At 62.9% G+C, this 23,009-nt stretch carries 16 protein-coding genes; 10 read left to right on the top strand and 6 right to left on the bottom strand.

What is annotated here, in order from left to right:
• The first annotated feature begins 47 nt into the window (after positions 1–47).
• From AAFO92_RS01965 to AAFO92_RS01940, 6 genes are all read left to right on the top strand, one after another.
• Positions 48–1,433 carry an MFS transporter gene (locus AAFO92_RS01965; RefSeq protein WP_347532877.1) on the top strand — a complete coding sequence of 462 codons (1,386 nt, stop codon included), beginning with the start codon at positions 48–50 and terminating at the stop codon, positions 1,431–1,433.
• Positions 1,412–2,335 (top strand): penicillin-insensitive murein endopeptidase, encoded by a 924-nt coding sequence (gene mepA / locus AAFO92_RS01960; RefSeq protein WP_347532876.1) that lies wholly within the window; start codon positions 1,412–1,414, stop codon positions 2,333–2,335. The genes AAFO92_RS01965 and mepA overlap by 22 nt, the downstream gene beginning before the upstream one ends.
• A 76-nt stretch (positions 2,336–2,411) precedes the next feature.
• The gene (locus AAFO92_RS01955) at positions 2,412–3,035 is read left to right on the top strand and encodes a queuosine precursor transporter (RefSeq protein WP_347532875.1); all 624 of its coding nucleotides are present in this window, start codon (positions 2,412–2,414) and stop codon (positions 3,033–3,035) included.
• 260 nt (positions 3,036–3,295) lie between these two features.
• Positions 3,296–3,718, top strand: coding sequence for an alternative ribosome rescue aminoacyl-tRNA hydrolase ArfB (gene arfB / locus AAFO92_RS01950; RefSeq protein ID WP_347532874.1), 423 nt, complete (start codon positions 3,296–3,298; stop codon positions 3,716–3,718).
• A 92-nt stretch (positions 3,719–3,810) separates the two neighbouring features.
• Positions 3,811–4,275, top strand: a complete 465-nt coding sequence (locus AAFO92_RS01945; protein WP_347532873.1) for a hypothetical protein — start codon at positions 3,811–3,813, stop codon at positions 4,273–4,275.
• A 1-nt stretch (position 4,276) separates the two neighbouring features.
• Positions 4,277–4,948, top strand: a complete 672-nt coding sequence (locus AAFO92_RS01940) for a hypothetical protein (protein ID WP_347532871.1) — start codon at positions 4,277–4,279, stop codon at positions 4,946–4,948.
• 368 nt (positions 4,949–5,316) lie between these two features.
• Here the strand turns inward: AAFO92_RS01940 and pncB are convergent, their stop codons facing one another.
• The 6 genes from pncB to AAFO92_RS01910 form a co-directional block, all read right to left on the bottom strand.
• The gene (gene pncB, locus AAFO92_RS01935; protein ID WP_347532869.1) at positions 5,317–6,609 is read right to left on the bottom strand and encodes a nicotinate phosphoribosyltransferase; all 1,293 of its coding nucleotides are present in this window, start codon (positions 6,607–6,609) and stop codon (positions 5,317–5,319) included.
• A gap of 223 nt (positions 6,610–6,832) precedes the next feature.
• Entirely contained in the window at positions 6,833–12,853 is a 6,021-nt protein-coding gene (locus AAFO92_RS01930) for a choice-of-anchor I family protein (protein ID WP_347532868.1), read from the bottom strand.
• Positions 12,854–13,239: 386 nt separating this feature from the next.
• Positions 13,240–15,288 carry a hypothetical protein gene (locus tag AAFO92_RS01925; protein WP_347532866.1) on the bottom strand — a complete coding sequence of 683 codons (2,049 nt, stop codon included), beginning with the start codon at positions 15,286–15,288 and terminating at the stop codon, positions 13,240–13,242.
• Entirely contained in the window at positions 15,285–18,035 is a 2,751-nt protein-coding gene (locus AAFO92_RS01920) for a DUF4159 domain-containing protein (protein WP_347532864.1), read from the bottom strand. The genes AAFO92_RS01925 and AAFO92_RS01920 overlap by 4 nt, the downstream gene beginning before the upstream one ends.
• Complete coding sequence (locus AAFO92_RS01915) at positions 18,032–18,910, bottom strand: DUF58 domain-containing protein (RefSeq protein WP_347532863.1); 879 nt, start codon at positions 18,908–18,910, stop codon at positions 18,032–18,034. Before AAFO92_RS01915 ends, AAFO92_RS01920 begins: the two co-directional genes overlap by 4 nt.
• Positions 18,907–19,914 carry a MoxR family ATPase gene (locus AAFO92_RS01910; protein WP_347532861.1) on the bottom strand — a complete coding sequence of 336 codons (1,008 nt, stop codon included), beginning with the start codon at positions 19,912–19,914 and terminating at the stop codon, positions 18,907–18,909. Before AAFO92_RS01910 ends, AAFO92_RS01915 begins: the two co-directional genes overlap by 4 nt.
• Before the next feature lie 69 nt (positions 19,915–19,983).
• Between AAFO92_RS01910 and AAFO92_RS01905 the strand changes: the two genes are divergently transcribed.
• The 4 genes from AAFO92_RS01905 to AAFO92_RS01890 all read left to right on the top strand — a co-directional run bounded on the left by AAFO92_RS01905 (position 19,984) and on the right by AAFO92_RS01890 (position 23,001).
• Complete coding sequence (locus AAFO92_RS01905; protein WP_347532859.1) at positions 19,984–20,571, top strand: DUF1285 domain-containing protein; 588 nt, start codon at positions 19,984–19,986, stop codon at positions 20,569–20,571.
• Between the two features lie 5 nt (positions 20,572–20,576).
• Positions 20,577–21,269, top strand: coding sequence for an SDR family NAD(P)-dependent oxidoreductase (locus AAFO92_RS01900; RefSeq protein WP_347532857.1), 693 nt, complete (start codon positions 20,577–20,579; stop codon positions 21,267–21,269).
• A 3-nt stretch (positions 21,270–21,272) separates the two neighbouring features.
• Positions 21,273–22,022 (top strand): TIM barrel protein, encoded by a 750-nt coding sequence (locus AAFO92_RS01895; RefSeq protein ID WP_347532855.1) that lies wholly within the window; start codon positions 21,273–21,275, stop codon positions 22,020–22,022.
• Positions 22,023–22,188: 166 nt separating this feature from the next.
• Positions 22,189–23,001: an ion transporter gene (locus AAFO92_RS01890; RefSeq protein WP_347532853.1), complete on the top strand. Its 813-nt coding sequence runs from the start codon at positions 22,189–22,191 to the stop codon at positions 22,999–23,001.
• Positions 23,002–23,009: the final 8 nt, after the last annotated feature.

Here is a 23,009-nt window from a genome sequence, read left to right as displayed (position 1 = left end):
GCCCCTGCCCCAGCCTGTCATATCGCGCCACTGAACAGAGGGACGCGATGGCCGGGATTTCGCAACGAAAACGCATCTGGGGCTGGTATTTTTTCGACTGGGCCACCCAGCCGTTCCACACGCTGCTGCTGACCTTTGTCTTCGGTCCCTATTTCGCCGGAGTTGCGGCGGAATATTTCATGACATCGGGCCTGAACGAACAAGCCGCCGATGCCCGTGCACAGAGCATCTGGTCGCTTTGCCTGACGGTCACTGGGCTGATCATCGGGTTTGGCGCACCGATCATGGGCGCGCTTGCGGATACGGCGGGACGGCGAATGCCCTGGATCTTCGGGTTTTCGGGGATGTATGTGATCGGGGCCTGCGCGCTGTGGTGGACCTTTCCCGACGGGTCGACCATGTGGCCGATGCTGATCGCGTTCGGCATCGGCTTCATCGGGGCCGAATATGCGCTGGTCTTCGTCAACGCCCAGCTGCCGTCACTCGGCAACCAGGCCGAAGTGGGCGAGATCTCCGGCTCGGGTTTTGCCTTTGGCTATGTTGGCGGAATCCTGTCATTGATTGTCATGCTGCTGTTCTTCGTCGAACAGCCTAATGGCCGTACCCTCATCGGCCTCAGCCCCGTGCTGGGCCTTGATGCCGGCCAGAACGAGGGGACAAGGTTCGTCGGCCCGTTCACGGCGCTTTGGTTCGCGGTCTTCATGCTGCCCTACCTGCTCTGGACCCGTGACACCCGCACCGCGCCGCGGGGCAAGGGGATCGGCGATGCGCTTGGGCTCTTGTTCAAGAGCATCAAGAACCTGCGGCACCGGCTCAGCCTGTCGGCATATCTGGGCTCGTCAATGTTCTACCGCGATGCGCTGAACGGCCTGTATGGGTTCGGCGGCACCTATGCGCGGCTGGTTTTGAACTGGGAACTGGTTTCAATCGGTGTCTTCGGCATCATCGCCGCCATTTCCGCCGCGGCGTTCAGCTGGATCGGCGGCCAGGCCGACAAGCGGTTTGGCCCGCGCCCTGTCATTATCGTGTCGATCTGGGTGCTGATCCTGGTCTGCCTGACGATCGTGTCGATGGATCGGCAGCAGATCTTCGGTATTCCGCTGCCCGAAGGCTCCGGCGTGCCGGATGCGGTGTTCTTTGTCTGCGGCGCACTGATCGGGGGCATGGGCGGCGTTCTGCAGGCGGCCAGCCGGTCGCTGATGGTGCGCCATACCGACCCGAAGGCCCCCACCGAAAGCTTTGGCCTCTATGGTCTGTCGGGTCGTGCAACCGCCTTCATGGCCCCTGCCCTGATCGGCGCCATCACCGCCCTGAGCGGGAGCGCGCGCATCGGGGTTTCGCCGCTGATAGCCCTTTTCCTGATCGGGCTGTTCCTGTTACGCTGGGTCAGAGCAGAAGGAGACAGCGAGACATGGACCGTTTCTTCAAGATAGTTGGCCTGTCGCTGCTTCTGGCCGGATGCGGCGGATCGGCCCCCGAACCTCCGGCACAGGTCAAGACGATTTCCACGCAAAACCTCCCCGCCTCGATGAGAGGGATCGAGGCCCGGCAGCTCTTTGGCAAGCTGACGAACGCATCGGCGCAAACCGCGGCCCCCTTCGGCGGCTATTCCAAGGGCTGCATGGCCGGCGGCGTGCAACTGCCCGAGACCGGCCCCACATGGCAAGCGATGCGCCTGAGCCGAAACCGCAACTGGGGTCATCCGCAGGCCATCGACTACATTCAGAAACTATCGCGCAAGGCCGCCGCGCAGCCCGGGTGGAATGGGCTCTATGTCGGCGATATCAGCCAGCCGCGCGGCGGCCCGATGCTGAGCGGTCACCGGTCTCACCAGGTGGGTCTGGACATCGACATCTGGCTGCGCCCGGCGGATGATCTGACGCTTTCGCGGACAGCGCGCGAGAATATCTCGTCGATTTCCATGCGCCGCGCCAAGGGGGCCTATACCAATTCCAGCTGGACCCGCCAGCATCACGAGATCATCAAGGCCGCGGCCCAGGATCCGCGCACCGCGCGCATCTTTATCTTTCCCGGCGCCAAGGTTCAGATGTGCAATGATGAGACGGGCGACCGCGCCTGGCTGCGCAAGGTCCGGCCGTGGTGGGGGCATCACTACCACTTCCACGTGCGGCTGAACTGTCCTCCGGGCACCGGGGGATGCGTGGCGCAAGATCCGCCCCCGGCCGGGGATGGCTGCGACGACGCGCAGGAATGGGTCAACAACATTCTCAACCCGCCGCCGCCCGACCCGAACGCCCCCAAGCCCAAACCGCGCCGGGAACTGACGATGGCAAACCTGCCGGCGCAATGCGTCGGGGTTCTGCAATCGAACTGATCCGCGTGCTTGTCAGCGGGGCGCCGAACCTGTAGATGCGGGCGGTCTTTTGCACTGCATCTCTCGGGCCGACACCATGAAACCGCATCTCCTCCCCGGCATCATCGCCATGGCCGCCATCGTCGTGGCCTCGAACATCCTGGTGCAGTTCCTCTTTGGCCAATGGCTGACCTGGGGGGCGTTCACCTATCCGCTGGCCTTCCTGGTGACCGATATCATGAATCGCGTCTACGGCCAGGCGGCCGCGCGCAGGGTGGTGCTGGCTGGGTTCGTCACCGGGCTGGTCTGCTCGTTCATCGGCACCCAGATCGTCGGAGAGTTCGGGCCGCTGGTGACGCTGCGCATCGCCATCGGCTCGGGCCTTGCCTTCCTCGCCGCGCAGCTCATCGACATCGCCATCTTCAACCGCCTGCGCGACCGCGCGTGGTGGCAGGCGCCGGCGGTGTCGTCGCTGGTCGCCGGCACGATCGACACGGCGCTATTCTTCACCATCGCCTTCTCCGCCGGGCTGACCTGGCTGGAGCCCGCGAACGATGTCTCCTGGGCGAACGAGGCGCTGCCGCTTCTGGGCGTGGGGCCGGTGGGGCCGCTCTGGATCTCGCTCGCCGTGGCCGACGGGCTGGTGAAATTGTCGATCGCGATTGTTGCTCTTGTGCCCTTCCGCATCATCGTGGGGTCGTTAACCAATCGCACCACATGATTTTGTTTTGACAAACGCAGAATCTGTGTCAATCTGACCGTGAGTTCAACAGCAGAAAGGAGGTGCCCATGTCTATAGAGGTAATGGGGAGAGGTGTCGGAACAGTTCAGGAGGGACGGACCTAGGGCAGCCCCTGGGTGCTGAAGACCACTTGAATTGGTGCGCCTAACCGGCCCACCTCCGCTGACTTCTAGAGGGCCGTTCCGAAATGGGCGGCCCTTTCGAATTTCCGTGATCACGCGCAAGGGGGCGCGGGCGCCGTGCTGCACATCACCGATCAGATCACCATCGAGGACTGGGAACTGACCGAGCAGTTTGTCCGGTCTTCCGGCCCCGGCGGGCAGAACGTGAACAAGGTCAGCTCCGCCGTCGAGCTGCGCTTCGAGGCCGAGCGTTCCCCCAACCTGCCTGACCCGGTGAAACGGCGACTCAGGCGTCTGGCGGGCAGACGCTGGACCAAGGAGGGCGCGCTGGTGATCCAGGTGGACGAAACGAGGCATCAAGCCCGCAACCGCGAGATCGCGCGGGAGCGCCTGGCCGAACTGATCCGCAAAGCGCTGGAGAAACCCAAACGCCGCATCCCGACCCGACCGACTCTGGGGTCAAAGAAACGGCGGCTGAAAGCGAAAAAGGTACGGGGGGAGGTGAAGGCGCTGCGCGGGAAGGTTGAGGGCGAGGATTGATGCTTTCTGAGTCGGAACCGACTTGCATGGGTGTTAAGACTAAGGGAAAAAGCGACTGCGAACTTGAAAATAGTTGAAAGTAAAAATTCGTCATGAATGATCAAGCAATTCAGAATCTGAAACAACGAATAGATGATCGAATTAGAAGCGCAGATAGGAAGCGCAATAGGCTCGGCAAAAATCTCAACTTTTCGAAGTTCGCTAGGATCTTGTTCGGCGTATCTTCGATTTCATTTGTATCTCTGTCGGCATTTGCGGAGTTCCCAGACAACCTAAAGTTCGCATTTACGCTTCTGGCTTTGGCATCAACGACCATCGCAACATTCAGCGATGAGCTTATCGCAACATTTGGTTTTAACGATCGATATGCGCAAAACGTTAGAGTATTGGGCGACCTACAAAATCTAAAAGCAGAACTTGATCTCGAACTAATTCTGCTTTCCGAAAACCAAACAAATAACGATTTGGATTACTGGAAGTATCACAACGCCTTGTTGGAAATTTTGGGCTCAAGCCACGCCGCATGGCAGAGTAATCTTAATAAGGGTAAAGCTTAATTTGTTCATTTCTAAGCTGTTTTCCCACAGCCGTCCGACAATACTCAACCTTCTGGTTGGACAAACCGAAGCAGCGCGCTTTAAGTCGGAAGCGAGTGGTTCACACGAATATTTTTATGTCGGCTTACCACCCAAGATGCCGATATCACCTGAAGGTTCAATGCTAGCTATCCTAAAGCTCGATTTTCTTTCAAAGAACTCTAATTCTTTTGCCTTCGGTTCAGTGGGTGACAGCGGCGGTGTTTCATCTGGTTACATTCCGCAAATTCCAAGGCTTTTCGCCGATGAAATGAAGTTGGACTTCGAGAAATTCCATAAGATCGTAAGTGTTGGCGATAAGCTAAGGCTAGAGGAAAAGGCCAAACTAAGCTCGCACGAGCCCGTTAGAAAATACATCCGAAGCATTGAGGGACTTGTTCCTAGATTTGTTTGTGACGCAATGAGGAATAGCAACCGGCAAGATCTTTGGACACTCGAATTCGCGCTTCAAAAAAATTTTTCTGTTGAAGTTTCTGATGTATCGAATGTCCTTATTCCGAACACTTACTTGCTGTCCCCGAAACTAATGGGCGCGCTTACTCCCATTTCAGAGAAACTTATTCACTATAACCCGAAACACCCTGTTACTAGATATGCTTATTCCAAAGAACACCTACATAATTGGTTGCTTTGAAAATCCATCGATGGACATTTTCCCTACTCACGTCAGACCGATTTTGGCGGAGCGAAAACAAAATAAATATAGGCGCCTATTCTGCTATTTCGATGAGCCTGAAAACTGGAAACCTGTCGAAGGATCAAAGTTCATTGATGTGAACGCGATTCTTATGCACAGCGATTTTCTGAAAATCGAACCACAACGCTTCCGTCCAAGCTACCAAACGATTTTTTGCGGAAAAACCAAGCTATTGATTGGCAATAAGTGGTATGTTGCAGCCCGCCTAATTATATTCCTTTTTTCTAGGCATTGGCGAACCGCTCTCAAGACTCTGCACAACGCATTTGGTTAAGGTTTGAAACAAATATGGCCAATTTAACCGGCTAAACCACCACCTCCAACGCTTCCTGCTCTCCGACGCCAAACACCCGTTTATACCGTTCGATCTGGTCGGCGGGGCCCATCGCTTTGCGGGGGTTGTCGCTCAGTTTCACGGTCGGTCGGCCATTGGCGCTGATGGCTTTGCAGACCAATGAGAACGGTGCGAGGGCGTCGTCTGGGACGAGGCCTCGGAAATCGTTGGTGAGCAGCGTGCCCCAGCCGAAGGAAACCCGCGTGCGGTGGGCGAACTGGGCGTGGAGCTCGGCGATCTTCTTCTCGCCCAGCCCGTCGGAAAAGATCACCAGCTTTTTCTTCGGGTCCTCGCCGCGGGATTTCCACCAGTCGATGGCGATCTCGGCGCCCTCGGCCGGGTCGCCTGAATCGATGCGGATGCCGGTCCAGCCGGCCAGCCAGTCGGGCGCGCGGTCGAGGAAGCCTTTTGTGCCGTAGGTGTCGGGCAGGATGATGCGCAGGTTGCCGGAATGCTCCTCGTGCCAGTCCGACAGCACGTCATAGGGGGCGCGGGCCAGTTCCGCGTCGGTGTCGGCCAGCGCGGCGTAGACCATCGGCAGTTCGTGGGCGTTGGTGCCGATCGCCTCGACATCGCGGTTCTTGGCGATGAGGCAGTTGGAGGTGCCGACGAATTTCTCGCCCAGCCCCTCGCCCATCGCCTGCACGCACCAGTCCTGCCAGAGGAACGAGTGCCGCCTGCGCGTGCCGAAATCGGCGATGCGGAGGTCATCGACCTCGCGCAGGCGTTCGACCTTTTCCCAAAGCTTGGTCATGGCGCGGGCATAGAGCACCTGCAACTCGAACCGGTCCATGGTGTTGAGAACGGCGCGCGAGCGGAGTTCCATCAGCACGGCGAGCGCGGGGATTTCCCACAGCATGACCTCGGGCCACGCGCCTTCGAAGGTCAGCTCGTACTGGCCGTCATGTTTTTCCAGGTGATAGGGCGGCAGGCGCAGCTTTTCGAACCAGTCCATGAATTCGGGCGTGAACATCTGGCGCTTGCCGTAGAAGGTGTTGCCGCGCATCCAGGTGCTTTCCCCGCGGGTGAGCGAGAGCGAGCGGATATGGTCAAGCTGTTCGCGCAACTCACCCTCGTCCACCAGATCGGCAAGGCGGATCGACTTGGTGCGGTTGATGAGGCTGAACGTCACCTGCGTGTCGGGCTTGTTGCGGAAGATCGACTGGCACATCAACAGCTTGTAGAAATCGGTGTCGATCAGCGAGCGGACGATCGGGTCGATCTTCCATTTGTGGTTATGGACGCGGGTGGCGATATCGACCATTGGGGCGGCTCCGGCAGGGGTGGGCCGGACCGTTAAAGCAAAGGGGCGGATGGCTGGCAAGCCCGGGAGGGCGTGCGCTGCCCGCGCACCCCGTCAGCGGCGGCATGACGAAAACGGGCATCATGGCGCGGCGCGGGCAGAAGCACAGCGCGATGGTCTTGCGTTCAGCACTGTCACGGACCGCCCGCGCACGGGCGGCCCCTGTTGCAATCTTGGGCGCGGGTCAGACGAAAGCCAGCCCGGGGTCGTAGTCGAAGACACCCTTCAGCAGGATACTGCCTTCGGTAGCGTCGCCCGACGCGGTGATCAGGGTGCCGTCCGAGACATTGACCGCCTGCAGGTCCGCCGCGTCGAGATTGAGGAATGTCAGCACGTCCTCATCCGCGTTGAAGCCCCTGATGAGGTCATCGCCGAAGGTGCCGTCGAAGATGAACTCATCCACACCCTGTCCGCCCAGCATCGTGTCATTGCCTTCGCCGCCGATAACGATGTCATCCCCGGCGCCTGCGCGGATGATATCATTGCCGTCGCCGCCAAAGATCATGTCATCGCCGCTGCCGGCAACTACCGAGTCGTCGCCGTCACCTGCGTTGATCTCGTCATCGCCGCGGAAACCAAGGAGCTTGTCCTGCCCATCGGCGCCGTTCAGCGTGTCATCGCCGCTGAGGCCCAGCATGGTGTCATCCCCGCCCGCCCCTTCGAGCAGATCGTCACGGCGGGTGCCAATCAGGAACTGATCGGGCTCTTCCTCGATGAAGAAACTGGCGACGACCGGTTCGTGATCCGAAGCAAAATTGACGAAATCGTTGTTGAGATGGACGATATCGACCTCGGCATCCCCAAGCAGGCCATCGGTGACAAAGATGTGATCCAAAACCTGGCTGTTGCCCTGGAAGACAAAGGTATAGGCCTCGTCGCCCGGCAATTCGCCAATGAGGTTGGTCAGCATTTTCTCGGCGCCGGTACCGGGCAGATCCTCGGCCAGTTCATCGGTGAACTCGAAGGTGTTGAGATCGCCCAGGACCGAGATCTTGGCATCCGGATCCGCAGCAAGCAGCCCATCGACCACCTCGTTCAGCGCCTTGGCCTGCGCTTCGCGCTCGGCCTCACCGGCCTGAACGAAGGGCTGCGGGCCGCCGAAGATCGGGGTCGAGCCGAACCGCGAGCTCAGGTGGTTGTTGATCAGCGTGACCTCCTGGCCATTGAACTCGAACACGCCCAGAAGCGGATCGCGCGAACCGTCGAAGGCATCCGGGTTGCTGACCCCCATCGTGGCCAACACGTCGGATTCGAGCGTGGTGAACTCCTTGGCGTCAACCCGCTCGGGGTTGTAGAGGAAGGCGTTGCGGATATTGCCGCCCGGAACGCCACCGCCTTCGCCGTCTTCGTCGACCACGGCACTGACAAATTCATAACGCGGGCCGCCCGCCGCCTCGATCGCGTCGACGATCGCCTGAAGCGTCTGATCGGCGCTCAGCGTCCCGTCATCGGCGACACCGCTGTCATCCTGCACCTCCTGCAGCGCCAGAATGTCCGGCGCGCCCAGGTTGTTGGCGATCTGGTCGGCCAGTTGCGCGATCTGCGCCGCATCGCCATCCGCCGGGGCGGCAGTGACGTTGAGGATGTTGTAGGTGGCCACGGTCAGCCGATCCTCGGCCGCCTGAATGCCGGTCACCTCGGCGGTGTTCGCGCTTGGCGTGTCGACCGTGAAATCTTCGGTCACCCGTATCTCGTAATTGCCAAAGGCGTAATCGACCACGCCGGTGATGTCGGAAAGATCATCGCCGAGGGTGATGCCCGGCGCGGCGAACCCATCGGGCAACAGATCGTTGTCATACTGGATCTGGATCCGCTCGGGGTTCACATCCCCATAGCCATCGGCATCGGCGTTCAGGTTCAGACCGCCGCGATCGTTCAGCCCGCCGCTTGGCGAGGTGACGCCCGCGCCGTCATCGGCGACCACCCAGCTTTCGCCGAACCCGTTCGTGGCCGAGATGGCAACCGGGTTGTCCACCGTCACCCGCATCCCCTCCAGGCTTTCGTAGAAGTCGATCCCGTCAGTTTCCGGGTTGAACTCGCCCGGCGAGGTTTGCAGGTTGACCGGCAGTTCCCCGTCCGAGATCACCGTTTCGGTGGGCGGGGTACGCCCGGCCGCGCCGATCACGGTCGCCTCGGGCAGGGCATTGCCGCTGCTGACCACCTCGATCTGCGCGTTGCTGATCTGCGTGGTCGACAGGTTGCCGGTGCCTGCGCCGCCGGGAATGAACTCGGACACAAGCCCGCGGATGTCGATCTCGTCACCTACCGCGACGGGCTTGTCGCCGAAGCCGGTGAAGACAAAGATCGCATCGGATGTGGCGTCATCGCCATCGCCATCGGGATCCTGAAGGTAGAAGCCGCCGCCGTCGATCGCGGTGACGATACCGGTGGTGCGCACCTCTTGGCCGTCATAGCCTGAAATGTGACCGGCGCCCTGAATTTCCGGGATGGTCACGGTCGGTACGGCGGGCGTCAGGTCGTAGACGATCGTCGTGCCCGACACCTCGTAGGCGACGGCGATCTGCGCGTTGCCGGTATTGCTGTCTTCGGCAGGGATAAAGGTGATGACCTCGGGCGCGTGGCGCGCCACCTCGCCATCGGGCGTGGTATCCTCGAATCTCGGCGGGATGTAGTTCACGAAGCTCGAATTCGCCGGATCGGTGATATCGTAGATCATGATCCCGCTGTCCCGCTCCAGCCCGATGAAGGCAAACATGCTGCCATCGACCTCGCCCACGGCAATCGCCTCGGGTTCGGGGCCTTTCGCGTCCGAGCGGTCCTCGTCACCGTCGGTGTCGCCGTCGTCATCATTGAACCGGTCCGGCGCGAGGTTGGCGATGATCTGTTCGAATTCGGGGCCCGAGTCGAAGACCAGGTTGCCGTCCGCGTCGAAGATCGAGAAGGAGCGCGACGAGAACGTGTGAAGCACGTCGATATCGCCGTCTCCGTCGGTATCGCCATCGGTGGTAGACACTTCGAGCCGTTCCAGCCCGGTGGTATCCACAGACGGGTCGATCCTGCCGTCCGCGACCAGATCGCCGACGCGGTCCTCGTCAAAGCCGCGGCTGTCACCTTCGTTGGCCGTGGCGATGTATGTCGTGCCGTTGACCTCGAAGCTGGCGATGGCATCGGCCATGCGGAAGCCCACCAGATTGTCGAAATTACGGATGCCGATCACGCCGTCATCATTCGGGTCCAGCGCGCTGTCGCTGCTGAAATCGACCGTGCCCAGCGAGAAGATGTCAATGACCGACCCGCTGCTGAGGTCGATCTTGGCGATCGCGTTGTTTTCCTGAAGCGAGACGAAGGCCGTGGTGCCATCCGGGCTGATCGAGATGTATTCGGGTTCCAGATCCTCACCGATGCTGACACCCTCCTGAACGCGGATGCCGGCATCGCGCGCCAGATCCTCGAGCCCGTTGAAGGCGGTGAAATCAAGGATGTTGGCCGCCGGGTTTTGCGGGTCGTTGGTGTCGATGATCGCGACGGTGCCCAGCGGGTTGTCATCGTGATCGCTGTCGTCGTTCTTTTCACCTTCGCCCGCGACCAGCAATTGCGAGCCATCGGCGCTGAAGGTCAGCTGATCGGGAAGGTTGCCGACATCGACACGTGACAGCAGGCCGCCGGTCTGGGCGTCGAACAGGGCGACGAAACCGGGCTGCGATTGTTCGATCTCTTGACCGAAGATACTGGTTTCGACCGCCTCCCGAGAGATCGCCACGGCGACAACACCATTCTTGACAGCCACCGACTGTACGCCGTCGAACCCGTCCAGCGTGGTCAGGTCGATAAACTCGGCAGGTGCATCCGTCTGGGGCAGCGTGAAGATGTCGATACGGCCCAGTTCGCCATTGGTGACAAACAGCTTGCCGTCTTCATGGGCCACGACTTCGGATGCGCCTTCACCGCCTTCGCCGGTAAATTCGGCATAGACGCTGAAGGCCAGCTCACCCGAGGCGATCGGTACATTGACCGTGTCGGCGCGTTCGGACAGGTTCTGGATCCGGGTGTCCTCGCCAATCGGCGTATCCGCCGCGTCAAAGGCATCCGGCCCGTCTTTGGGGAAGTTGTCGGTCAGGTAGTCCGACAGGGCCTTCTGTTCGCCGATATTCAGATCGGTCGCGCCCGAGAAACTGGCGAACGGATAGCCATCGCCGCCCCCTGCCAGGAAGTTCAGCGTCACGACCTTGATCGATGCCGGCGCCCCGTCGGCGACCTGTCCGTCCTTGATGATCTGCTGCGTGGCCGTGCCGTTTTCGTCGATCAGCACCACGTTCTTGATCCGCTCGCCCGCGGTCTGGACGCTGCCATCGGGGTTGAGCACCTGCGCGGTGTCGTCCGGATCGAAGGAAAAGCGCAGCCCGCCCACCTGCGGAAACTGCCCCGGGGTCGCACCATCCGCGGTTGCGGCCACACCGTGCTCGAGGATGATCTTCAGCTCTTCGGGAGTCAGCTCGACCGTGACGAGCCCGTTGTCGAACCGCAAGGCGTTGTCGATGTCCAGCTCCGAAACCTCGCCCGCCTCTTTGCCCGATACCGGGTTTGCCGCCGGGGGCAGCAGGGTGGTGGTGCCGTCGCCGTTATCGGTCAATTCCCCGATCGAGGCGCGGATGCCGCCGCCGTTCTTGAGCGAGATCAGCACCTCACCGTCAATGGCCTGCGCGGCGGCCAGGTTGGCATCGGCGGTAAGGTTGCCGAAATTCGTTTCCTGGGTGCGCACGGATTCGCGGCTGCCGTTCAGGAAGACGCCGACCTCGCCGGCAATGTCGCCATCAAGCGCCGTCACCACGCCCGTCACCGCTTCGGTCAGGTTCTGGACATTTGCGGCCTTCTCAGATGCCGCAAGCGCATCAGCCAGCGTCGCCGCGCCGGTCACGTCCAGCACGCCCTGTTCATCGGTCGCGAAGGCGCCTGAAACGTTCTCGTCAATCGAGCCGGGCAGCAGCACGCCGTTGTCGTCGAATTCCACGACGAGGCGGCCGACATAGCTGTATTCGCCATCGGTCGAGACAATGGCCGTGGGGTTCCCGTCCAGGTCGTTGACTATGCTCGGATAAGGCTGATCGGCGGTATCGCCCGGACGCAGCCGGTCCTGGCTGTCCGCCGAGCGGGTATCAGATCCGCCCGCGATGATCACATCGACGCCCCGCAGGTTCGATGCCAGCTCCTGCTCCAGCGCGAATTGCTGGAGATGGCTGACCAGCACGACCTTGTTGATGTCGTCGGCGGTACCAAGGATGTTGTCGGCGCCGTCGATCAGGTCGTCGATGACCGGCTGAAGCGTTGCGGCCAGGGCCGCCATGTCATTGACGCCGGGATTCGACACGTCGTCGACCGCGCCGGGCGATGAAATCGACGCCAGAAGCTGCGTCGTGGCACCGACCACACCGATCTGTTCGCCACCGGCCTCGATAACCGTGGCCTGCGCGATCTTGCTGTCATTCGAATCGCTGCCGACAATGGTCGGGTCCGCGGCATCGTCACGGGCGCTCAGCAGGTCGGATGCGAAATCTGTGTTGGGCAGGATGTCACCGGTAAACAGCGGGCCGATGTCGAAATCGCCCGAGAAATCCAAGTTGGCGCTGAGATAGGGGAACTGCGCGCCGGGCGTGTCGACCTCTTGCAGGAAGTTGATATTGCCATACCGGCCGGTCGACAGCGAATTACCCTCTTCGCTGTCATAGTTGATGATGTTTTCGAACACGTCCGTTCCGGCATCGAATTCGTGGTTGCCGATGGCCGAGGCATCAAAGCCCAGCGCGTTCATGATCGCGATATCCAGCCGTCCCGAGGCGGTATCAATCTCTTCGAAGTAATCCTTGAACCCGTCGCCGTTCACATCCGTGGTATAGACCTGATCGAAGGTGACGATGCCGCCCGCGATCTGGGCCTCGATTTCGGAGTTATCGAAGAAACCATCGCCATTGGTATCGGCCGCCGGGTCAAGCACCGTGGGGTCGATCAGGTTGAATTGCTGGTTGTAGAACCCTTCGTAAAGCGACGACAGGCCGAAATCCCCGCCTGCGTTGAAGAACGGACCGGGGATATAGTTGTCGCCGGCCGAAAGCAGGACCGACGCGATGCCCGAAGCTGCGGCATCGGCTTCCAGCGCATCGACCACCGCTGCGAAGTTCGGGGCGTTTTCGATAGCCTCAAGCCCGCCTTCGAGATCGGACGCGTGAAGGATTTGAAGAGTAAAAGTCATGTAGTGCCCCCAGAGCAGAATTTCCTGATCCGAACGGATCGATCGGCGGGGCCATCAACACTTCGCTTAACGCTCAAACAAACCTGAATTTCAGTGCCGTGAACGGGTCAAAGCATGTGCCCCGCGCCACGGCTATAAAACGAATGTAACGAACCGGATTCATGCCGGGATAATCTTGGTAACAGTTCTTTGTCAGGCCGAATGGCCTGATGCAGGGGCGTAACCGGACTTCCGCGATGACGTAGGAACGGGGCCTGGCCTGCCCGTAAATGCCTGAAAGACCGGCGGGCGGGCTCACCTGTCAGGCTGGTAGTGACGGTACCAGCAATGCCGCCACGATTGCCGGGCGCAGGCGAAACATTCGGGCGTTCGTCAATACCGCCGACCTACTGCCGCCCTTCCCTGAGCCATCCGGCCAGGATCAGGGCCGATGCCATCAGCAGGACCAGCCAGGCGGGCATCAGCGGCAGTTGCGTGACGGACCGGGTTTCATATGCGCCGCGCGGGGTGATCCCGATCCAGTCGCGGCCCGCGGCGGGGCGTCCTGTGCGCACCGCGCGAATCCGCGGAATACCATCCGACAGCGCCTTGGCGCCGCCATTGGTCGGGTCGATCAGGGGCATCAGAATATCGGCCGTGGCGATGGTTTCCTCGAACTCGACGGGGGCGGCCGGGCCAAGGCCGATCACCGCCGACTGATCGCCGTTGGACAAGCGATAGAGCCCGATCTCCGGCCCGTCATAGAGCACCTCGTGGCGGCCGGGTGAGACCTCTTGCAGCGGCAGCGCGGATACCTCGCCCGACGGTGTCTCGATGCTCACCTCGCCCACGTCTTCGGACAATGATCTGCGGATGATGCGCATGGTCTGGCCGGTGGCCTCGGCCCAAAGCGCCTCTTCCTCCAGTTCCGGCTCTTTCATCATCCAATGGGCCAGGCGGCGCAGCAGTTCAAGCTGCGGCCCGCCGCCCTCGAACCCGCGATGCCAGAGCCAGGCGTGATCGGACGCCAGCAGCGCCACGCGCCCTTCGCCCACCCGGTCGAGGATCAGCAACGGCCGTGCATCGGCGCCGGACATGACCACCTGCCCGCCGGTATCGGTCAGCTCGATCTGGCGCATCCAGCGGCCCCATTCGCTGCCTTCCTCCGGTTGCAGCCCGGCGGTGACCGGGTGGCGCAGGCCCAGGTCGGTGACTTGGGGCAGAAAGCCCTCCTCCAGCACCCGGGCGGTGGGCCGGCCCGGCACGATTGCCTCGATCGGGGTGCGGTAGATGCTGTCGGCGCTGGCAAAATCCGGCCCGGCGGCGATCAGCATCGCGCCGCCGTTTTCGACATAGTTGCGCACATTGTCCAGGTAGATCGACGGCAGGATCCCGCGCCGCTTGTAGCGGTCAAAGATGATCAGGTCGAAATCGTCGATCTTTTCCAGAAACAGCTCGCGCGTCGGGAAGGCGATCAGCGACAGCTCCCGCACCGGGGCGCCATCCTGTTTCTCGGGCGGGCGCAGGATGGTGAAATGCACCAGGTCGACCGAACTGTCGGATTTCAGCAGGTTGCGCCAGGTCCGCCCGCCCGGATGCGGCTCGCCCGAGACAAGGAGCACGCGCAGACGGTCGCGCACGCCGTTGATCTGAACCAGCGCGGTATTGTTGCGGTCGGTCAGTTCGCCGGGGACGGCAGGGGTAGAGAATTGCAGCACGTTGCGCCCGCCATGGGGCAGCACGACGGGCAGGGTGATCTCTTCGCCCAGCGCCACGTTGAACCGCTGCGGCGCCTCGCCATCGACCGACACGTCGATCGGGACTGATGCCAGCCCGGCGGGCGCGGCGCCCAGATCCTCGATCGTCAGGGTCATCGTGACCTCTTCGTCCAGAATGGCAAAGGCCGGCGCGTTGCGGATCGTCAGCCGGCGGTCCCAGTCGGATTCGCGCCCGGTATGCAGCAGATGCAGCGGCGCAGGCATCTCGGGCGCGCGATCCAGATCGTGCAGGCGCCCGTCCGACAGCAGGATTGCCCCGGCGATGCGCCCGCGGGGTTCTTGTGCCATCGCCTCGGACAGCGCCGACATCAGCTGCGTTCCGGTATTGTCTTCGCCATCGGCAACGGCGATGCGGCGCACTTCGGTATTGTCACGGGCGGCAAGCCGCGCGGCAAGGGCATCGGCGGCGGATGCCGTCTGTGCCGCCCGGTCCGAAAGCTGCTGACTGGCGCTTTCATCCTCGACCAGCAGGACGATATCGTTGAGCGGTTCGCGGTCTTCCTGTTGATAGACCGGCCCCAGAAGCGCGGCCAGGACCACGATCCCCGCCAGCGCACGAAGCGCCCAGCCTGAAAGCCCGCGCCAAAGTGCCAGCGCCATACCGGCCAGCACCATGCCCGACAGCGCAACAATCAGCCAGACCGGCAGAAGCGGATCAAAGACGATGGTCGCGGTCATTGGCCCAGCCTTTGCAACAGCGCAGGCACGTGCACCTGGTCGGATTTGTAATTGCCGGTCAGGACGTGCATCACCAGGTTCACGCCAAAGCGGTAAGCCAGTTCGCGCTGCCTTTCGCCGGCAAAACCGCGGCCCACCGGATAGACCGGATTCAGCCGTTCATCCATCGCCCAGGCCGCCGCCCAGTCATTGCCACCGATCACCACCGGCGTCACCCCGTCATTGAGGTTGCGGAACGGCATGCCTTCGATCTTTTCCGCATCCGGCGGCGCGGCCTCGACCCAGACGGACCGGCCCGTGTGGCGGCCCGGGAAATCCTGCAGCAGGTAGAAGGTGCGGGTCAGTACGTGATCCTCGGGCAGCCTTTCCAGTGGCGGGATGTCCAGCGGCGCGGCCAGTTCCTTGAGCTTGGTTCCGTTGGGCGACGAGGCGCCGAAGCCCGCGACATTCGCATCGCGCGTGTCGAACAGGATCATGCCGCCAGTGCGCAGATAGGTGTTGAGCCTTGCATAGGCCTCGGCCGAGGGGGTCGGCTGATCCGGGGTGACCGGCCAGTAAAGCAGCGGGTAAAACGCCAGCTCATCACTCTCCAGGTCGATGCCGATCGGATCCGCCGGTTCGACAGAGGTTCGGAAATAGAGCGTCTGGCCCAGCCCGAAAAGCCCGGCACGGGCGGCCTCGTCCACACTGGTGTTCCCGGTCAGGACATGGGCCAGCACGACCTCGGTCGTGGCCAGCAAGGTCTTGTCGTCCTGGGCCTGGCCGGGTTCGGGTGCCAACAGCAGCCCTGCCAGGATCACAAGCGTCGCGCGGGCAGGCAAAAGCCGGCCGGAGAGCGCCAGCGAGGCCAGAATATCTGCCGTCAGCAACACCAGCGACAGGGCAAGCAGCCAGCCGCCAAGCGGCGCTTCGGCGGGGCGGATCAGGCCGGTGACGGGGATATGTGCGGGCCAGCTGGCCCGGGTCAGAGCGGTTTCGGCGGCGATGACATTGCGGGCCAGGCGCCGGTCCGGCCCGTCATAGAGCCCGGGGCGCAGTTCGGGGCCAAGGGCGTCTGCCACCAGCCGATCGCCCGGAATGCCCGGCAACGTTCCCGCATCGGCCAGCGCGCCGAACCCGTCGAGCACCTGCACCGGGGTCCAGATCGTGCCTTCGAGATCGGTCGCATCGGGCGCGGTCAGGGCAGAGGAAACCGCCAGCCGCTCCAGCATCTGCACGAAAAGGCCCGACAGCGGCAGCGAAGACCATTCGGCATTGGCGGTGACGTGAAACAACACCACCTGTCCTTCGCCGATGCGCTTGCGGGTGACCAGCGGCGTGCCATCGGTCAGCTGCGCGATCACGCGGTCGGCCAGGGTCGGGTCGGGCTGGGCCATGACCTGCGCGCTGACGGTCACATCGGCGGGGATCGGCAGGCGGTGAAACGGGCTGTCCTCGGCAAAGGGGGCCAGCGCCTTGGGTTCACCCCAGCTCATCGCGCCACCCACCATACGCCCGCCGACCCGCAGCCGCACGGGCATCAAGGGCGCCTCGGTATCGCGCGACACATCGCTCGCCGCCAGCCGCGGCCCGGCAAAGCGCAACAGCATCCCGCCCTTGTTCGTCCATTCCAGCAGCGCCGCCTGCTCGGCCCCGGACAGGGTTGCCACATCGGCCAGCACGATCACGTCCGGATTGGCCGGCAGCACGTCCATCAGCGCGCCGCTCAGGATATCGGCGGTCGGTTGCAGCGCCTGTTCGAGATAGTGCAGCGGTGACAGCAGTTCGAGCCCTTCACGGTCTTCGCGCCCCGCGATCAGCGCCACCTCGCGGCGTTTGAGGCTGTCATCGGTCAGGCTTGTGGCCCCGGCATGGTTCTGTCCGGCGATCTCGAAATGGGTCAGGCGGGCGCGCAGCTCGGCCGGGAGCGCAAGATCACCTTGCGCCGACAGCTCACCTTGCGCGAATTGCAGCGGCAGGCTGGCAAGAACCCGCAGAACGCCGGACGGGTCGCGGCCATGCGCCTCGATGATGATATCGCGTGCAGCACCTGCGCTGGCACGATGCGCGGTCAGCCTGATAAGCCCGTCGGTTATCTCGGCGGGCGCAAGCGCCAACACCGGTCGCGCGCTTTCATAGATGCTCACCGGGCCGCGGTCTTCAAAGGCCTCAAGCAGGCTGCCGCGCCCCTGATGGGCCAGCCCATCGGAAAACCAGCGCGTTTCGAACCGGTCGTCGCCGAGCTGGTCGATGATGGTCTGCGTCATCTCGGGCGTGACCGTCCAGGGGCGGGGTTCCAGCCCGGTCAATCGGCTGCGCCAGGCTTCGGCCGACTGGAAAACCGGCACTTCCGGTTCGCTCAGGCGCAGCATCGCCACCGGCCGCGCCTGCCGGCCTGCCTCGGCCAGCATCGAATCCAGCAAGTCCCTTTGCGCCGGCCAATCGCGGGCGCTGGCCCAACTGGCGTCCAGCGCGATCAGCAGCGGGCCGGTCTCGGATTCAGCCGATTTATCCTCGGGGTTCAGCACCGGCCCGGCCAGGCCGATGATGATCGCGGCCACCGCCAGCATGCGCAGCAGCAAAAGCCACCAGGGCGTCCGGTCGGTGACGCTGTCATCGTCGCGCAACCCCAGGAGCAGGACAACGCCGGGAAACAGCCGCCGCACCGGCGCGGGAGGCACCGCGCGCAGGATCAGCCAGAGGATCGGCAGGGCCGCAAGCGCCAGCAGCAGCCAGGGCGCGGTAAAACCGATCGGACCAAGTATCATCCGAACTGCCCCCTTTCGAACGCCCCGTAAAGCCACAATAGCGCCGCTTGGGCGCTGTCCGAAGTATGGTGGCAGTGATACTGCCAGCCGGTCGCCAGGCACAGCGCCGCCAGTTCGTCCTTGCGGACGGCCAGCCGTTCAAGATAGCGGTCACGCAATTCGTTGGCCTTGAGCGTCTCATGCGCCAGCGTGCCGCCCACGCTTTCGAATATCGTGCGCCCGCGATAGGGGAAAACCTCTTCCGCCGGGTCCAGCACCTGCAACAATATGCCCTGGATGCCGCGGTCGGCGGATTCGGTCAGCGCCGCGCGGATCGGCGCGATATCGGCCAGAAAATCCGAGATGAACAGCGCCCTTCCGTGGGCCATCAACCCGCTGGTATCGGGGACGGCATAATCATCATCGCCATCGCGCCCCAATGCCTTGGCCAGCCGCCTGACCTGCGGCTCTCCACGGCCCGGAGGCAGCGATTGGCCGGTCATGCCCACCCGTTCGCCCGCGCGGACCAGCAGGATCGATGTTGCCAGCGCCAGCAGCCGGGCGCGGTCGATCTTCTGCGGCAGCTTGTCATCGGAGGCAAAGCGCATCGACGCGGCATCATCGACCCAGAGCATCACGCTCTGCGCGATCTGCCATTCGCGCTGCCGCACGAACTGCATGTCGCTGCGGGCGGACCGGCGCCAGTCGATCGTGCGGCGCGAATCCCCCGGCTGCACCGGGCGGTATTGCCAAAAATCATCGCCCAGACCGGCGCGCCGACGCCCGTGTTCCCCCAGCAGTACCGTGCCGGCAAGATGCTCGGCCCGCGCCAGCAGCGGCGGTAAACGCGCGGCTTCGGCCTCGGCCCGGCTGCGGAGGGGAGCGGCCTGGATCACGCGGCGGCCTCGCTCCGGGTGATCGATTCAACCGTCGTGTTGATCAGGCTGCTCAACGTGTCGCCCCGCGCCCGTGCCGCGAAATTCAGCGCCATGCGGTGGGAAAGGACCGGTTGCGCCATCGCGGCAACGTCATCGACATCCGGCACCAGACGGCCCTGCAACATCGCCCGCGCCCGCACGGTCAGCATCAGCGCCTGCGCGGCGCGCGGCCCCGGGCCCCAGGCGACCGAATTGCGCACGGTCTCCGAGGCGGTGCTGTCTTCGGGACGGAAGGCGCGAACAAGATCAAGAATGGTTTCCATCACCTGTTCGCCCACCGGCATCCGGCGCAAGAGCGCCTGCGCCTCGATCAGTTCGGCGGCGGTAAAGACCTGATGCGCCTCATCCTCGGTGGCACCGGTCGTTGCCAGAAGGATATCGCGCTCGGTGTCGCGGTCGGGGTGCGGCACGTCGATCTGCACCAGGAAACGGTCCAGCTGCGCCTCGGGCAGCGGATAGGTGCCCTCCTGTTCGATCGGGTTCTGCGTGGCCAGAACGTGGAACGGCGGGGTCAGCGGGCGATCCTGCCCGGCAACGGTTACCTGGCGTTCCTGCATCGCCTGCAGCAGCGCCGACTGGGTACGCGGGCTGGCGCGGTTGATCTCATCCGCCATGAGGAGTTGGCAGAAGATCGGGCCGGGGATGAATTTGAACGCGCGGCTGCCGTCATTGCCGGTTTCCAGCACTTCGGAACCCAGAATATCGGCGGGCATCAGGTCAGGCGTGAACTGGATGCGGTTGCCGTCAAGCCCCATGACCGTGCTCAGCGTTTCCACCAGCCGTGTCTTTCCCAGCCCCGGCAGGCCGATCAGCAGGCCGTGACCGCCACACAAGAGCGCCGAAAGCGACAGGTCAACCACTCTTTCCTGCCCGATGAAACGCCGCGTGATCGACGCCCGCGCCTGCGCCAGCTTGTCCTCAAGCACTTCGATACCAGCCAGCAGATCGGCGTCGTCACTCATGGCAAAACTCCTGTTGTGCTTATATTCTTTTGTTAGAGTGTATAGCTATGGGCGGAAATGGCAAAAGCAATGAGCAACAAAAACCTCACAACACCGTCAGCAGAAGGCATAGAAGCATCAGTCCGGGCGGCGGCGCCTGAAAACAAGGGGTTACCGCCCGTACATTTGTGGAATCCGCCGTTCTGCGGTGATCTGGACATGCGGATTGCGCGGGATGGCACCTGGTACTACCTGGGCACCCCGATTAACCGGCCGGCGCTGGTGCGGCTGTTTTCCACCATTCTGAAGCGTGAGGGTGACGATTATTTCCTGGTCACACCGGTCGAGAAGGTGGGCATCACGGTAGAGGACGCGCCGTTCGTCGCGGTGGATTTCGAAACCGCCGGCGAGGGAGAGGCGCAGCAACTGGTATTCGAGACCAACGTCGGGGATTTCACCACAGCAGACTCGGACAAGCCCATTCGCGTCGTGCGCGATGCTGGAACGGGTGAACCATCACCCTATGTCATGGTGCGCGCCGGGCTCGAGGCGCTGATCGACCGCAAGAGTTTCTACCGGTTGGTCGAGATAGGAAAACACCACGAAGGATGGTTCGGGGTCTGGTCGGGTGGCACGTTCTTTCGCCTGGCCCCGTCCGAAGAAATGAAGGAGGTCTGACAGGCATGAGCAAACCAATGGCGGTTATCATCGGCGTGGGCGACGGGCTGTCGGCATCGCTGGCGCGGGTGCTGTCCGGTGCCGGCTACGACCTGGTCTTGGCGGCACGAAATGTTGCAAAGATCAAGGATCTCGCGGCGCAGGTCGGTGCCGGAACGGTGGCGGCGGATGCCGCCGACCCCGAGGCGGTCGACGCGCTGTTCGACGGGTTGGCGGCCACGCCGCGGGTGGTCATCTACAACCCGTCGGCGCGGGTGCGCGGCCCGATCGCAGAGCTGGACCCCGAGGCCGTGCGCAAGGCGGTCGAGGTCACGGCCTTCGGCGCGTTCCTCGCCGGGCGCGCGGCCGCCCGGGCCATGCTGCAGAATGACGGCGACGTGCGCGGCACGATCCTGTTCACCGGTGCCTCGGCCGGGGTCAAGGGCTTTGCCAATTCGGCGTCCTTTGCCATGGGAAAATTCGCGCAGCGCGGGTTGGCGCAGGCGATGGCGCGGGAATTGCACCCCAAGGGCATTCACGTGGCCTGGGTCAATATCGACGGGGCGATCCGCAACCCGGGCCGCGAGGAACCCGCCGACAGGCCCGACAGCATGTTGTGTCCTGACGCGATCGCCCGCGCCTATCTGGGCGTGATCGAGCAGGACCGCTCGGCCTGGAGCGACGAACTGACCCTGCGCCCCTGGGTCGAGAGCTACTAGGCGGTGCCGAAATTCGCGGCAAACCTGTCGATGCTGTTTCGGGAATATCCGTTCATGGAACGTTTCGCCGCGGCCCGCGAAGCCGGGTTCGACGCGGTCGAGCTGCTGTTTCCCTATGACGAACCGGGCCACGAGATCGCACAGGCGCTGCAGGCCAACCGGCTGACACTGATCCTGATCAACACGCCGCCGCCAAACTGGACCGGCGGCGCGCGGGGGTTCGCCGCAGTGCCGGGTGGCGAGGACCGGTTCAGGCATGATTTCAAACGGGCCCTGAGATATGCCAAGGCGTTGAAATCGAAATTCATTCACGTGATGGCAGGCCCCGCCGAAGGAGAGGCCGCGCGCGTGGCCTTCGTCGACAATCTGAAATGGGCCACGGACCACGCGCCAAAACAGCAGGTGACGATCGAGCCGATCAATACCGGGGATATGCCTGGCTATTTCCTGGACGATTTCGGCCTTGCGCTGGAGGTTCTGGATGCGGTCAACGCCCCCAACCTGGGCCTGCAATTCGATACCTACCATGCCCACAAGATCACCGGAGACATGCCGAAGACATGGGATGTCTGCCGCAACCATGCTGTCCATATCCAGGTCGCGGACCCCGAAGGCCGGCATGAACCCTCGGACGCGGTCATCGACTACCCTGCCTTTTTTGACCAACTCGACGCCGAAGGTTACGACGGTCACGTGAGCGGCGAGTATATCCCGCGCGGCCGGACAGCGGACGGGCTGGGCTGGCTGCGCTGAGCGTCTCTTGGGGCCGGTCGGGCTGACATATGCCATCACGGCCCGCTCGCGGTTTCGCAGACGCCGCCGCTGGCTCTGCCGGGTTGCGTAACGCGCTGGCAACAAATCGCGCGCCATCGAAAATACCACCTTGCCGCCGGGAGCTGCTCTCCCCATATCCGCGGGCATGAGTTACGATAGCACGTTCTCCCCCTCCCTGCGCGCGCGCACCGGCGCACTCCTTGACCGCTCCGCGGTACGGAATTTCATTCTGATCGTGATCCTGTTCAACGCCGTCATTCTGGGGCTCGAAACCTCGGACAGGGTGATGGCGCAGGCCGGGCCGCTGATCCTGCTGCTGGACAGGCTCTGCCTGGGTGTTTTCGTCATCGAGATCACACTCAAGCTGTTCGCCCGCGGTTTCGATTTCTTCCGCCGGGGCTGGAACATCTTCGATTTCGTGATCGTGGCAATCTCGCTGATTCCCGCGACCCAGGGGCTGAGCGTGCTGCGGGCGCTGCGTATCCTGCGCCTGCTGCGCGTGGTCTCGGTCGCGCCCTCGTTGCGCCGCGTCGTCGAGGGGCTGGTCAACGCCCTGCCGGGCATGGGATCGGTATTCCTGCTGATGGGGGTGATCTTCTACATCGGCGCGGTCATGGCCACGAAACTCTTCGGCGCGTCCTTTCCCGACTGGTTCGGCACGCTGGGTCGGTCGGGCTATTCGCTGTTCCAGATCATGACGCTGGAAAGCTGGTCGATGGGTATCGTGCGCCCGGTGATGGAGGTCTACCCCCACGCCTGGATGTTCTTCGTCCCCTTCATCATGATCACAACCTTCGCGGTGGTGAACCTGCTGGTGGGCCTGATCGTGAACTCGATGCAGGACGCCCATCACGAAGAGGATAACGCGCGCACCGACACCTACCGTGACGAGGTGCTGACCCGGCTGAGCGAAATCGAGGCGCTGATCAAGGCGCAGCGGGATCCGCGGGATCCGTAAGCCCCCAT

The organism is Roseovarius sp. CAU 1744 (assembly GCF_039839345.1).
Taxonomy (GTDB): domain Bacteria; phylum Pseudomonadota; class Alphaproteobacteria; order Rhodobacterales; family Rhodobacteraceae; genus Roseovarius.
Note: the sequence above shows the minus strand (reverse complement) of the source record. Positions and strands in the feature narration are given on the sequence as shown.

Bases quoted from the DNA above. Each gene is read 5' to 3' on its own strand.
- AAFO92_RS01955 (WP_347532875.1), top strand. From the start codon at position 2,412: ATGAAACCGCATCTCCTCCCCGGCATCATCGCCATGGCCGCCATCGTC.
- AAFO92_RS01910 (WP_347532861.1), bottom strand. From the start codon at position 19,914: ATGAGTGACGACGCCGATCTGCTGGCTGGTATCGAAGTGCTTGAGGAC.
- AAFO92_RS01930 (WP_347532868.1), bottom strand. From the start codon at position 12,853: ATGACTTTTACTCTTCAAATCCTTCACGCGTCCGATCTCGAAGGCGGG.
- AAFO92_RS01920 (WP_347532864.1), bottom strand. From the start codon at position 18,035: ATGATACTTGGTCCGATCGGTTTTACCGCGCCCTGGCTGCTGCTGGCG.
- AAFO92_RS01925 (WP_347532866.1), bottom strand. From the start codon at position 15,288: ATGACCGCGACCATCGTCTTTGATCCGCTTCTGCCGGTCTGGCTGATT.
- AAFO92_RS01900 (WP_347532857.1), top strand. From the start codon at position 20,577: ATGAGCAAACCAATGGCGGTTATCATCGGCGTGGGCGACGGGCTGTCG.
- AAFO92_RS01890 (WP_347532853.1), top strand. From the start codon at position 22,189: ATGAGTTACGATAGCACGTTCTCCCCCTCCCTGCGCGCGCGCACCGGC.
- AAFO92_RS01965 (WP_347532877.1), top strand. From the start codon at position 48: ATGGCCGGGATTTCGCAACGAAAACGCATCTGGGGCTGGTATTTTTTC.
- pncB (WP_347532869.1), bottom strand. From the start codon at position 6,609: ATGGTCGATATCGCCACCCGCGTCCATAACCACAAATGGAAGATCGAC.
- mepA (WP_347532876.1), top strand. From the start codon at position 1,412: ATGGACCGTTTCTTCAAGATAGTTGGCCTGTCGCTGCTTCTGGCCGGA.
- AAFO92_RS01905 (WP_347532859.1), top strand. From the start codon at position 19,984: ATGAGCAACAAAAACCTCACAACACCGTCAGCAGAAGGCATAGAAGCA.
- AAFO92_RS01945 (WP_347532873.1), top strand. From the start codon at position 3,811: ATGAATGATCAAGCAATTCAGAATCTGAAACAACGAATAGATGATCGA.